8 protein-coding genes and 2 tRNA genes are annotated in these 12,691 nt (G+C 61.3%); 8 read left to right on the top strand and 2 right to left on the bottom strand.

Annotated features, from left to right (window positions below):
• The first annotated feature begins 79 nt into the window (after positions 1-79).
• A complete protein-coding gene (locus P3T17_RS14390; RefSeq protein WP_074264935.1) occupies positions 80-1,006 on the top strand; it encodes a LysR substrate-binding domain-containing protein in 927 nt (308 codons plus the stop codon).
• A gap of 155 nt (positions 1,007-1,161) precedes the next feature.
• Here the strand turns inward: P3T17_RS14390 and P3T17_RS14385 are convergent.
• Positions 1,162-1,248, bottom strand: a tRNA-Leu gene (locus P3T17_RS14385).
• A 222-nt stretch (positions 1,249-1,470) separates the two neighbouring features.
• Positions 1,471-1,557, bottom strand: a tRNA-Leu gene (locus P3T17_RS14380).
• A 273-nt stretch (positions 1,558-1,830) separates the two neighbouring features.
• On the opposite strand from P3T17_RS14380, the gene rnr reads away from it, so the two are divergent.
• From rnr to P3T17_RS14345, 7 genes are all read left to right on the top strand, one after another.
• Positions 1,831-4,329 carry a ribonuclease R gene (gene rnr / locus P3T17_RS14375; RefSeq protein ID WP_429407408.1) on the top strand — a complete coding sequence of 833 codons (2,499 nt, stop codon included), beginning with the start codon at positions 1,831-1,833 and terminating at the stop codon, positions 4,327-4,329.
• A 172-nt stretch (positions 4,330-4,501) separates the two neighbouring features.
• Positions 4,502-5,251: a 23S rRNA (guanosine(2251)-2'-O)-methyltransferase RlmB gene (gene rlmB / locus P3T17_RS14370; RefSeq protein WP_429407406.1), complete on the top strand. Its 750-nt coding sequence runs from the start codon at positions 4,502-4,504 to the stop codon at positions 5,249-5,251.
• A 139-nt stretch (positions 5,252-5,390) separates the two neighbouring features.
• Positions 5,391-6,086 (top strand): ribose-5-phosphate isomerase RpiA, encoded by a 696-nt coding sequence (rpiA, locus tag P3T17_RS14365; RefSeq protein WP_429407405.1) that lies wholly within the window; start codon positions 5,391-5,393, stop codon positions 6,084-6,086.
• 554 nt (positions 6,087-6,640) lie between these two features.
• On the top strand, positions 6,641-7,063 hold the full coding sequence (locus tag P3T17_RS14360) for a helix-turn-helix domain-containing protein (RefSeq protein WP_074264931.1): 423 nt from the start codon (positions 6,641-6,643) through the stop codon (positions 7,061-7,063).
• A 694-nt stretch (positions 7,064-7,757) separates the two neighbouring features.
• Positions 7,758-8,876, top strand: a complete 1,119-nt coding sequence (locus tag P3T17_RS14355; RefSeq protein WP_429407403.1) for a sugar transferase — start codon at positions 7,758-7,760, stop codon at positions 8,874-8,876.
• A gap of 394 nt (positions 8,877-9,270) precedes the next feature.
• Positions 9,271-10,338 (top strand): polysaccharide biosynthesis/export family protein, encoded by a 1,068-nt coding sequence (locus P3T17_RS14350; protein WP_429407401.1) that lies wholly within the window; start codon positions 9,271-9,273, stop codon positions 10,336-10,338.
• A gap of 92 nt (positions 10,339-10,430) precedes the next feature.
• Entirely contained in the window at positions 10,431-12,644 is a 2,214-nt protein-coding gene (locus tag P3T17_RS14345) for a GNVR domain-containing protein (RefSeq protein WP_429407399.1), read from the top strand.
• Positions 12,645-12,691: the final 47 nt, after the last annotated feature.

The raw sequence follows: 12,691 nt of genomic DNA, 5'->3' as shown, positions 1-12,691 counted from the left end.
ATGAACTCTACCTATCTCCGGGCGCAAAAACCGGTGCTAGACTCAAAGCATCTTTAACTTTCATTCACAAGTGAAAGCCATGCGAGATACGGTCGATCCGTCGGATTTGAGCTTTTTCTCGACGCTTGCGGCGTCCGGCAGCCTGAGCGCCGCCGCGCGGGAACTGGGACTGACGGCAGCGGCGGTCAGCAAGCATTTGACGCAGATGGAAAGCCGCGCGGGCGTGGGACTGATCAACCGCACGACGCGGCGGATGATGCTGACGCCGGAGGGCGAGTTGTACCTTGAGCACGCGCGCCGGATTCTCGACGAGATCGACGAACTGGCCGAATTGCTGGGTACCGCGAAGAAAAGTCCGAAGGGATTGCTGCGCGTGAACGCGACGCTTGGCTTTGGGCGCAGCCACGTCGCCCCTGCGATTTCGCGCTTTGTTGCGAAGCACCCGCAAGTATCGGTTCAGCTTCAGCTATCGGTCACGCCGCCTCCGCTGACGGACGATACGTTCGATGTCTGCATCCGCTTCGGCGAGCCACCCGATACGCGGGTGGTCGCGCGTCGTCTGGCGACGAACCGGCGCTTGCTGTGTGCGGCGCCTTCGTACATCGCTGCACGTGGGATGCCGGTGACCGCGCATGACCTGACGCGGCACAACTGCATCGGCATCCGCCAGGGTGACGAGGCTTACGGCGTGTGGCGTCTGACTTCGGGCAGGGGAGCGTCACGCAAAACGGAGGCCGTGCGCATCAACGGGACGCTGACGACGAACGACGGCGAAATCGCGGTGAAGTGGGCGCTGGAAGGACACGGCATCCTGATGCGGGCCGAGTGGGACATCAAGCAATATCTGGCCGATGGTTCGCTGGTCCTCGTATTGCCCGATCACGACACGCCGAACGCGGATATCTTCGCCGTCTATTCGCAACGGCACCAGATGTCCACGCGGATTCGCGCGTTTGTCGATTTCATCGCCGGGGATCTTCGAAGCGAAGCGGGCGAACTGGGTTGAAACGCAGCCACGCTCATTCGGAGCCCAACTGCATTTGTCGACATACGATGGCGTTGCTGGCTTTCGCGGACAAGAACGCAGGCAACAAAAAACCCCGTAAGACGTTGATCTTACGGGGTTTCTCGAACTTCGCCGGCTTATGCCGGAACAACCGATGGTGCCCAGGAGAGGACTCGAACCTCCACGGTGTTGCCACCGCTAGGACCTGAACCTAGTGCGTCTACCAATTCCGCCACCTGGGCACATTTTCAAGCTAAACCGTTATTTTAACGGGACGACTCAGCGTGTCAATGGGGACTTCAACGACCGCTTCATTGCACCGTCCGGACTTTCAGGTATCGAATCACGTTCGATACTGACTTCCGCACTGCCGATACCCTGTTATTCATTCGAACAAGTTCAAACGAACCGCAGAGCCTCACACAAAAAGCAAAGCCGCTCGGAAGCGGCTTTGCTTTTGAATCTGGTGCCCAAGAGAGGACTCGAACCTCCACAGTGTTGCCACCGCTAGGACCTGAACCTAGTGCGTCTACCAATTTCGCCACCTGGGCAGGTGTCTGTACAACAGAGACCGCTATTATAGCGACAGCTTCAAAGCTGTCAAGCATTTCGAGAAAGCCTCCGCATGGCGTCGGATTGCGGTTCACGGCAAGTACTGCAGCAAGTATTGACGCGCCGCTTGGCGCGCAATACGGGTGTTAGAATGCCTCGCAGTAGTTCGTTGGCACGGTGCCCAGGCCCGTCGGACTCAGCTTTGAATGAGCCAGACCCGAGCAGTCAATCGCAGGTGCAACAGAGCCGCGTCATAACGCCGACCGACGTCCATGCAACGAGAAAAAATCATCGACAAGCCCTTGAGCAAATATCCGTACCCGATTCCGAGCCGCGAGGAAATCCTCGGCGTGCTCCGCACGAGTGAAGCGCCGCTTGCAGCGAATGACATTGCCGAAGCGTTGTCGATCAAGCGCCAGGAGCGCGAAGGATTTTTCAAGCGTCTCGCGGCCATGGAGCGCGACGGCCAGATCCGGCTCGATCAGCGCAATCATTACCAGCTTACGCATCCGTCTAATTTTGTCGGCGGCCGAGTGCAGGGCCATCGCGACGGCTACGGTTTCCTCGTGCGCGACGACGGTCAGGACGATCTGTTCCTGCCCACTGGCGAGATGCAGAAGGTCATGCACAACGACCGCGTGCTGGCGCGGATCGTCGGCTATGACCGGCGCGGACGGCCCGAAGGCCACATCGTCGAAGTCACGGACCGCGCCAACAAGCGCGTGATCGGGCGACTGCTGAACGAGAACGGCGCGCTGATCGTCGCACCTGAAGACAAGCGCATCGGCCACGACATCCTGATCACGCAGAACACCAAGAAGGCCAAGGTCGGCCAGGTGGTGGTGGTCGAGCTGACGGATTTCCCGAGTCGCCATTCGCAGCCGCTTGGCCGCGTGGTGGAAGTGCTGGGCGATATCGACGACCCCGGCATGGAAATCGAAATCGCCGTGCGCAAGTACGGCGTGCCACACGAGTTCAGCCAGGCCGCGCTCGACGACGCCGCAAGGCTGCCGGACGAAGTGCGTCCCGTGGATATTCGCCATCGCGTCGATCTGCGCGATGTGCCGCTCGTTACGATCGACGGTGAAGACGCCCGCGACTTCGACGATGCGGTGTACTGCGAGCCAATCGCGGTCGGCAAGGGCGAGGGCTTTCGCCTGATCGTGGCGATCGCCGATGTCTCGCACTATGTGCATCCGAAGAGCGGTCTCGATGTGGACGCGATCGAACGCAGCACCTCGGTCTACTTCCCGCGCCGCGTCATTCCCATGCTGCCGGAGAAGTTGTCGAACGGCCTGTGTTCGTTAAACCCGCACGTCGACCGTTGCGTGTTGGTGTGCGACATGGTGATCACCGCGCGTGGCGAGATCAAGGCGTACCAGTTCTATCCGGGTGTGATGCACTCGTCGGCGCGCCTGACCTATACCGAAGTCGCCGCGGTGCTGAAGAACACCAAGGGCCCGGAAGCAACGCGCCGCGCGGCGCTATTGCCGCAACTGCAGAATCTGTATGGCGTCTACAAGTCGCTGTTCGCCGCCCGGCAAAAACGCGGCGCGATCGACTTCGACACCACCGAAACCTACATCGTCTGCAATGCGCAGGGCAAGATCGAACAGATCATCCCGCGCACGCGCAACGACGCGCACAAGCTGATCGAAGAATGCATGCTGGCCGCGAACGTCTGCGCGGCCGACTTCATGAAACGCAACAAGCACCCGGGCCTGTACCGCGTGCACGCCGGACCGACCGCCGAAAAGCTCGAGAACCTGCGCACGTTCCTGCGTGGCATGGGCCTGACGCTGGGCGGCGGAGACTCGCCGCACGCGAGCGACTACGCCGCGTTGATGGCGCACATCCGCGACCGGCCCGACGCGCAGATGTTGCAGACCATGTTGCTGCGCTCGATGCAACAGGCTGTCTACAGTCCGGACAATATCGGCCACTTCGGTCTCGCGTATGAGGCATACGCGCACTTCACGAGTCCGATCCGGCGCTACCCCGATCTGCTGACGCACCGTGCGATCTACGCGGTCCTGCAGGGGCGCAAGTACACGCCGGAAGCGCCGCATGGCGTCGATCTGAATACGGCGCTGTCGCCGCGCGCCCGCGCGATGCAGCAGGCCGACGACGAAAAGCGCGGCCGTACGCGTTCGAACAACGTGGCGATCTGGGAAGAGCTCGGCTTGCACTGCTCGGCCAACGAGCGTCGGGCGGACGAAGCCTCGCGCGACGTCGAAGCCTGGCTCAAGTGCTACTTCATGCGCGACAAGCTCGGTGAAGAGTACGGCGGCATGGTGAGCGGCGTGACTTCATTCGGCATTTTCGTGCAGCTCGATGCGCTGTTTATCGAAGGCCTCGTGCATGTCACCGAACTGGGCTCCGATTACTTCCAGTACGACGAGATCAAGAACGAGCTACGCGGCGAACGCACGGGCATCCGCTACCGCCTGTCGGACCGGGTGCGCGTGCAGGTGAGCCGCGTCGATCTCGACGCACGCAAGATCGACTTCCGGCTGGTGCGCGATACGCCGATCAAGTCGCCGGGTGCGCGTCCCGCGCTCGCCGATAAGGCTGCCGTTGAAAGCGGCGGTGCACGTGTACGCTCTCTGGCGCCGGCGGAAGCCGGTGCAGGGGCACGCCGCAAGAAGGCCGCACCGGCGCCGACGCTCGCGGTCAAGGAGGCGCGCGCGGCACGCAGCGCCGCCAGGAAACACGGCGCCTCGGCCAAGTCTGCTTCTTCTTCGAAGGCACAGACACGCAAGAAGCGCTGAGCTCACACGCAAATCGCGAGGCGAGTCGGCACCAGCAGGCTCGCTGCAGCGGGTTCGCCGCGCGCAACCGGTACAGGTTCATGTGCCGGTTGCGCGCGGTCTGCATTTCGGTTTGTCTTTATCCCAGTAGCGCAGCCGCGTCGCGGCGCGCTCAATCAAAGGTTGTTCAGTCATGTCACGTCTCAAGGTTCTATACGGTTTCCACGCGGTGACCGCCCGTCTGCGTCACGATGCGTCCACGGTCGAAGAGGTCTATTACGACGCGACGCGCAAAGACCGCCGCATGACGGAGTTCCTGCACACGGCTAAGGAAGCGGGCGTGCGTCTGATTGCTGCCGACGAAACGCGCCTGTGGGGCCTCGCGCACACGGAGCGCCACCAGGGCGTGGTGGCGCGGGCAGGGGACATGCCGCTGGCGCAGAATCTCGCGGAGCTGCTGGATGGCATCAACGGTTCGCCGCTGATTCTGGTGCTCGATGGCGTGACCGATCCGCACAACCTCGGCGCGTGTCTGCGGGTCGCCGATGCGGCTGGCGCGCATGCGGTGATCGTGCCACGCGATCGCGCCGTCGGCCTCAACGCGACGGCCGCGAAAGTGGCGAGTGGCGCGGCCGATACGGTGCCTTACATCACGGTGACGAATCTGGCACGCGCGCTGCGCGAACTGAAGGACGCCGGCGTATGGGTGGTGGGCACGGCGGGCGAGGCGAGCAAAAGCCTGTATGAGACCAGGCTCGACGGTCCGGTCGCGCTCGTGATGGGTGCGGAAGGCGAGGGCATGCGCCGCCTGACGCGCGATACTTGCGACGAAGTCATGCAGATTCCCATGGCCGGCAGTGTGGAAAGCCTGAACGTGTCGGTCGCGAGCGGCGTGTGCCTGTTCGAAGCCGTGCGCCAACGCTCGGTGAAGGCCAAGGCCTGATTCAGGACGCGGCATGCACAATGACTGTCGTGCCGCGCCGGGTCTTCCGGTCCCGATTGTGCCCACTTGCCGGATAAGTTCGAGCGGCGCATGCTAGTCCGGTAAACTTGCGGTTTTCCGCCTCTAGCCAGCAATTCCCATGACTCAAGACGAACTCAAGCAACTGGTCGGTCAGGCCGCCGCCGACTACGTGAACGCCAACGTACCCGAAGGCGTCGTGATCGGCGTCGGCACCGGCTCGACCGCCAACTGCTTTATCGATGCACTGGCCGCCACGAAGCACCGTTATCGCGGCGCCGTGTCCAGCTCGCTGGCGAGCACCGCGCGCCTGCAGTCGCACGGCTTCAAGGTGCTCGATCTGAATGAAATCGAATCGCTGCCGGTCTATGTCGACGGCGCGGACGAGATCGACGCCAGCGGTGCGATGATCAAAGGCGGCGGCGGTGCGCTGACGCGCGAGAAGATCGTGGCGTCGGTGTCGGAAGTGTTCGTCTGCATCGTGGATTCATCGAAACGCGTCGATGTGCTCGGCCAGTTTCCGTTGCCGGTGGAAGTGGTGCCGATGGCACGCACCGCAATCGGCCGCCGCGTGATCGCGTTGGGCGGCGTGCCGGTGGTGCGCGTGACGAAGGAAGGCACGCCGTTTATTACCGACAACGGCAACGAGATCATCGACATCAAAGGGCTGAAGATTGCCGATCCTCGCGCGCTCGAAGCACAGATCAATGCGTGGCCAGGCGTCGTCACTGTAGGTCTCTTCGCAGAACGCGGAGCGACCCTGTCGCTGCTTGGCACCGACACCGGCGTAGAAACCATCCGCTACACGCCGCGTTAAATAAAGCTGCGCGTTCAAGGCACCGCACCGCGTCAGGCGCGACGCGGTGACGGTGGCGCGAATGCGCATCTCCCAGGCGACCCGCCGCGCCGTCATCCTCTCCCGGTTGCCGGCCCACGTCCTCTCTCCTCTGCGCCAGCCTGCTCCGATCGCGTTTGCTGTTCCCCCAACATTCGGCGTTCCCCTTTCGGCTAGTCGACAAACCCTCACATTTTGCTGTCTCTCGATTGCGGAGTGTGGTCGGGCGCACGCTCTGCGGACGGCGCTCCTTTTAAACTCGGTCTCGTGGCGTTAGACAGTTACGCCCAGGTGAAGTCGCGAAAGCGATGAGCGGCACTGCTCGCCTCATCGTCCGGCGACCACGCCGGCGGTACGGATCGATTAAATGCTTTCGAACTGTTAGCAATTCGTCATCCTTAATAAAATGAAAAGATTGATATGGGTAATTGCCGTCATTCAGGGAGAGGGAGTCGTGAGAGAACAGCGCTCGCTGTCAGCCCGCATTGACCAACGCCTAAAGAATACGATCTTCTGACAAGGAAAATTCAAACAACATGAATGCCGATCGCCTTTCGGGCCAGGTCCCCGATATCGTTGAAGCTTGGGCTGCGTTGCAGAGCAAGGTGCCTCTCAAGCCTATTCGCAATGAGCAGGAATACGAGCAGCTGACGCAGCTCGCGAATGCGCTGACGAACCACCTTCACGGCGACGCGGACAATCCGCTAACGGATCTGCTCGGCGTTCTGTCCGCTCTGATCGGCGGCTGGGAGTCTCGCCAGGTGGTGGTGCCCAGCGCGGAGCCGCGTGAGGTGCTGCGCCATCTGCTGGAAACCCACGGTCTCAAGCAAAAGGACCTGGCCGATATTGCCTCGCCCACTGTGGTCAGCGACATCCTCGCAGGACGCCGGGCAATCAGCAAGAACGTGGCAAAGGCGCTGGCCGTGCGCTTTCGAACAGACGTCAGCGTTTTTATCTGACGCCACATCAAGGACGTTGAATCGCCCGCACGAAAGTACCGGGCGTGTTTCAGCAATGCATGAATTATTGAAAATTCGTTTTCCTAATGAATCAGCATTGTGCGAATTAATTCGCCGGGTCTGATTATTAAACGGGCGCGAGGCCTCTGTCCTGGCGTTTCGCATTTCAATCGCACGCTGCTTTTCACGCTGCCGCACACCCAAAACGCGAACTTCTTTGGCCTTTAGACGAAGAAGGCGGCCACACGTTTTCTTGACAATATTTTGAAAATTCATCGCTGCTTCTTTGGACGATCTTCCGTCGTCGCCGATGAAACCGTGCGGTTGGTGTGATGCCGCACGGAATGTATCCGGTCGAGGACGTAGCTTATTACTGTGGACTGAAAGAGTGCTTAACCGGTGGATAAAACGGTGACGCGCACCGGCACGGAGTACCCGTGAACGAGTGTGCATGCTCCGCGCTGAACGGCGTGGAAGAGCCGAACCCCGGGGCAAGCTGCCGTTCGGGATCAACAAGGTGCGGTCGATGGGATACGTCGGCGTGGACGATAGGGCGCGTCTCGCCGCTAGCGATACAGGAAGCGAGCTTTCCGTCGCTGGTCTATGGCCATCCGGATGGCAAGCGCATTAACCATGTGTCGCGACGAGGCCGAAACGCTCGGTGCGGAGAACGTTAAGGTTTGGGGTAACCGAAATGTCAGAACTAGTCCATCGAGTGATCGATATCGCACTGATCGTACTGGGTGCGGTCGGCGCGTTGCATCTGAATCTGCCGCAGGCAGGTCATCCGCATCAGCTTGATCCTTCACTGGTCGCGTTCGTGGCCGCGCTTGCGTTGTCCGTGTTTCCTGCGTGCGGAACCTACCCGTCGCGACGCACCCGCTCGGTGGTGAGTCTCGCGAGCCGTACAGCGTTCGCGTGGCTGGCAGTGCAGCTCTGCGGTCTCGCCCTGCTGTACGCCATTCATCGCGAGAATCAGGTGTCCATGCCGTGGTTTCTGTACTGGACGCTGACGACCGGCATCTCGCTGCTTGGCTCGCATACGTTGATCTTTGCTGAATTCAACCTTGCCCGGAATGCAGGACTGCGCCTGTTCCGCACCGCGACGGTCGACGCACCACAGTTCGATACGAGTTCCGCGGGATCCACGGCACCCGCTAGCGCGGCGAGCTCCGGCAAGACCGGTCTGGACTGCGCAGGAGCAGCGCGACAAGTGGTCAAGCGCGGCTTTGACATCGTGTTCGGCACCTTGCTGATTGTTTCGCTGCTGCCCGTGTTCGCGCTGCTTGCGGTTCTGGTGATGAGCGACGGCGGTCCCGCGACGTTCGGACACGTTCGCGTAGGACGTAATGGCAAGAGCTTTCGTTGCCTGAAATTCCGTTCGATGGTTCTGAACGCCGATCAGGTGCTCAAGGCCTTGATCGAAAGCGACCCACAGGTGCGTGCGGAGTGGGAACGCGATTTCAAACTGAAGAACGATGTGCGCATCACGCGGATTGGGCGGTTTCTGCGCCGCACGAGTCTCGACGAATTGCCGCAGCTGTGGAACGTGGTGCGCGGCGACATGAGTCTCGTCGGACCGCGGCCCGTCATCGATCAGGAGCTGGAGCGCTATGGCGCAAACGTCAGGTACTACCTGATGGCCAAGCCTGGCATGACCGGCTTGTGGCAGGTGAGCGGGCGCAGCACCACGGACTACGCGACGCGGGTGTCACTGGACGTCGCATACGTAAAGAACTGGTCATTGCTGCGCGATGTCTCGATTCTGTTCAAGACTTTCAAGGTTGTCTTCAAAGGTAGTGGGGCGTACTGAAACAGCGGGCCGGATTGGTTGAAGGTGATATGGCGGGTTGATTTTGGGGGGCCGGGTATCGTCGGCGATGAAGGCGGTAGCCGTCCCGGACTAGAGCATAAAAAAATCTACATAGCGGTGTGTGCGTCTCAGCGGGGGCAGTGGCTTGGGCGCGCGACGGAAGGGAGTAGCGATGATGTCATGCAACAAGTTGGGTTCGGAAAGGACCACGAACGCATCAAAGTCAAACGTGCTGGTTGAAGCGCAAACGGCCGAAGTGCCCGATTCATTGACTCGATCTGATGCCGGATGCCATCCGCGACGGGTTGGGCTCGCAATCGCCGGCGTTGTGCTGGCGGCATGCCTCGCCGGCTGTGCGTGGTCGCCGGGGATGTCATACAGCGCCCCATCGGGCATGTCTAATCAGACCCCTGCGGATACCAGCAACCTCGCGGCGTCCAACGCTCACCCCGGTAAGGGGGCGGACGCGCCGCCGGCAGGCCAGCTGATCGAAATTACCGACGATCTGGTAGAGAAGGATCGCGCTGCACGCTCGAATACGGTGCCCGACGACGTCACGCAACTGTTCGCGAAGCCCGAGCCGTACACCTTGGGGCCGGGCGACATCCTGAGTATCGTCGTCTGGGATCACCCCGAGCTGAATATGCCCGGCGCCTCCGCGACCAATGGACCGGAGGCGACCGGCACCGATTCGATGACCTCCGGCTATACGGTGGACTCGGGCGGCATGATCCAGTATGCCTATATCGGTCCCTTCAAGGTTGCAGGGCTCACCGAAATGGAAGCGCGCGACGCACTAGCCCAAAAGCTCAGCCGTTATGTGCGGCAGCCTCAGCTCACGTTGCGGATCGAAGCCTATCGCAGCAAGCGCGTCTACATGGATGGTGCAGTCAAGACCCCCGGTGTGCTGGCGCTTAACGACATGCCGATGACCTTGCCCGAAGCCATCAATCGTGCCGGCGGATTTACGCCGGTCGCGGACCGCTCGAAGGTCGCGATTACGCGAGGCAACAAGACCGTGGTTGTCAACATTCCCGACATGATCGCCAAGGGTGTGAATCCGGACAACATCGAATTGCGCAGGGGCGATCTGGTGCGCGTCTTCGCGCAGACCGACACGAAAGTTTACGTGTTCGGCGAAGTGAACCGCCCCGGCAGCCTGACATTCAACAACGGCCGGATGAGCCTGAACGAAGCGCTCGGCGACGCCGGCGGCATCAGCCAGACTTCGGGGGATGCGTCGCAGGTCTTCGTCGTGCGTGGACGCGATGCGGGCAAGCCGGTGGTCTATCACCTGAACGCCGGGTCTCCGGCGGCGATGGCGACCGCGGATGGCTTCCCGTTGAAGCCGAATGACGTCGTGTTCGTCGATGCGTCTGCACTGGTCAGGTGGAGCCGCGTGATGGGCCTGATTGTGCCTAGCACGGAGGCGGCGGCCGCTAGCCGGGCCGTTGGTTACTGATGAGTCAACTATTTGTTAGGCCCGGTGGTAAGGCATCCGGTGGCGCGCTGGAGCAGCCGCCGCCGGAGCGCGTGGGAATGGGGAGGGGGCGCATGAAGTACCGTGACACGTCGATGGACACGATAGATGTAGGCCCTCCGCAGGGCGACCACCTTGGTAGCTATATAGACGTCCTGTATCAGAACCGCGGCTTGATCTTCCTGATCACCGCTTGCTTTCTCTTTGTGGGTGCGGCTTATGCACTGCTTGCAGCGCCCGTGTATCAGGCCGACATTCTGATCCAGGTCGAGGAGAATCCGACCGCCGCCAAGGACGCCCTGGGCGACGTGAAGTCGATGTTCGCCGTCAAGACGGCCGCTTCGGCCGAGATCGAGGTTTTGCGTTCGCGGCTGGTGATTGCAGGAGCCGTGACCGCTGCGCAACTGAACCTCAGCGCGGTGCCGCGCTATTTTCCGGTGGTCGGCCGGTGGATTGCCAACCATCTGAATGACCTGTCCCACTCGGGCCTGGGCGGCTATGCATGGGGTGACGAGCGGATCGGCGTTTCAAAATTCGATGTGCCCGACGCGCTGCAAGGCGAGAAATTCGTCCTGACGCTGCAGAAGAACGGCAACTATTCGCTGAAGTACAAAGATATCGATTTGTCCGGGCGCGTCGGCGAACTGATGCACGCAGACACGGAGTACGGGCCGATCGCTCTTCTCGTCGACCAGGTTGTCGGAAAGCCGGGCGTACGTTTCGAACTGGTCCGGACTTCCGAGCTTTCCGCGATCCAGGATGTGCAATCGGGCTTGCTGATTGTGGAGAAGGGCAAGGACTCGGACGTGATCGGCGTTGCGCTGGAAGGCACCGACCCGAAGAAGATCAGCGCCATTCTCAACGCGATCGGCACGGCATATGTCCGGCAAAATGTCCTGCGGACCCAGGAAGAGGCGCAGAAGTCGATCACCTTCCTCGATGGTCAGTTGCCTGAACTGAAGACCAAACTGGAGACCGCGGAAAGCGAGTTCAACACGTTCCGCGCGAAGAACGGGACGGTGGATCTGAACGCAGAGGCCGCCGCGCTTCTGCAACGCTCGGCTCTCGCGCAAGGCAAGGTTGCCGATCTTCAGCAGCAGCGGGCGTTGCTTCTTGCGCGGTACACGTCGGAAAACCCAGCGGTGATCGCGGTCAATGACGAACTGGCCGAAGCCGAACGGGAGGTTGGCGGCATTGCCTCCGTCACGCGGCAACTGCCGCCCATGGAGCAGAGCCTGCTGCGGCTGCAGAGAGAGGTTCAGGTAGACACCACCATTTACACGAACCTGTTGAACACGCGTGAACAGCTGCGTCTGCTCAAGGCAGGTAAGGTGTCGAATGTGCGACTGGTCGACCCGGCGATCGTGCCGGATAGTCCGGTTCGTCCGAAACGTGCGCTCGCGTTGATCGGAGCCCTGATGGCGGGCCTGTTCGTGAGCGTCGCGGTGGTATTGCTCAAACGCAAGGTCTTCGACGGGATCACGGCTCAGGACGATATCGAAACAGGGACGGGGCTGGCCGTGTACGCCACCATCCCGCGCAGCAAGGTGCAGGAAACGCTCACGCGAAGCCTCCAGACCAACGTCGACTCGAACCTGGTGCTAGCGCATTCGGCAAGCGGAGATGCGGCGATCGAAAGTCTGCGAAGCTTCAGAAGCGCGCTTGAATTTGCGCTCGTCGACGCACCGAACCGGATCGTCCTGCTTGCCGGGCCGACACCGATCGTCGGAAAGTCGTTCGTGTCCGTCAATCTCGCGGCGCTGATCGGCGCATCGGGACAGCGTGTGCTACTCGTCGACGCCGACCTGAGAAGGGGCACGTTGCATCAGTACCTCGGGGTGCCGTGCAGCCCGGGCATTTCGAATATCGTCACGCGTGGCCGCACGTTCGAAAATGCGGTACACCGCAACATACTGCCTGGCGTCGACTTCGTTGCCAACGGCGGCTACATGCAGAGCGCGAGCGAGATTCTCAAACATCGGAACTTCCTCGCGTTCGCCCAGCAGGCCGACAGCGAATACGACGTGGTGCTGATCGACGCGCCGCCGATTCTGCCGGTAGCCGACTCGGGCATCGTGGCATCTCTCGCCGGCATGGTGTTCGTGATTGCGCGACACGGCGTGACGACGGTTGAAGAGCTGCGCGAATCCGCGCGCAGATTTGAGCAGATCGGCGTGCCGATTCGCGGCGTAATTTTCAACGACGCGATGCCGACGAGGCCAGGCCGCTACGGAAGGGCGTATACCACCTACGGCTACGCCAGCCATGGCAATGACGTGCCGACGTAGGGTTGGCTGATACACAAGCGAAAACCGCCGCGCGAGACGCGGCGGTT

This window comes from Paraburkholderia sp. GAS82 (assembly GCF_050436285.1).
Classification (GTDB): Bacteria; Pseudomonadota; Gammaproteobacteria; order Burkholderiales; family Burkholderiaceae; genus Paraburkholderia; species Paraburkholderia phenazinium_B.
The sequence above is the reverse complement of the archived record's forward strand: the minus strand, read 5'-3'. Positions and strand labels throughout refer to the sequence as shown.

Excerpts from the sequence above, each read along its gene's own strand:
- P3T17_RS14360 (WP_074264931.1), top strand. The coding sequence starts at position 6,641 with ATGAATGCCGATCGCCTTTCGGGCCAGGTCCCCGATATCGTTGAAGCT.
- rnr (WP_429407408.1), top strand. The coding sequence starts at position 1,831 with ATGCAACGAGAAAAAATCATCGACAAGCCCTTGAGCAAATATCCGTAC.
- P3T17_RS14390 (WP_074264935.1), top strand. The coding sequence starts at position 80 with ATGCGAGATACGGTCGATCCGTCGGATTTGAGCTTTTTCTCGACGCTT.
- rlmB (WP_429407406.1), top strand. The coding sequence starts at position 4,502 with ATGTCACGTCTCAAGGTTCTATACGGTTTCCACGCGGTGACCGCCCGT.
- P3T17_RS14345 (WP_429407399.1), top strand. The coding sequence starts at position 10,431 with ATGAAGTACCGTGACACGTCGATGGACACGATAGATGTAGGCCCTCCG.
- rpiA (WP_429407405.1), top strand. The coding sequence starts at position 5,391 with ATGACTCAAGACGAACTCAAGCAACTGGTCGGTCAGGCCGCCGCCGAC.
- P3T17_RS14355 (WP_429407403.1), top strand. The coding sequence starts at position 7,758 with ATGTCAGAACTAGTCCATCGAGTGATCGATATCGCACTGATCGTACTG.
- P3T17_RS14350 (WP_429407401.1), top strand. The coding sequence starts at position 9,271 with ATGTCTAATCAGACCCCTGCGGATACCAGCAACCTCGCGGCGTCCAAC.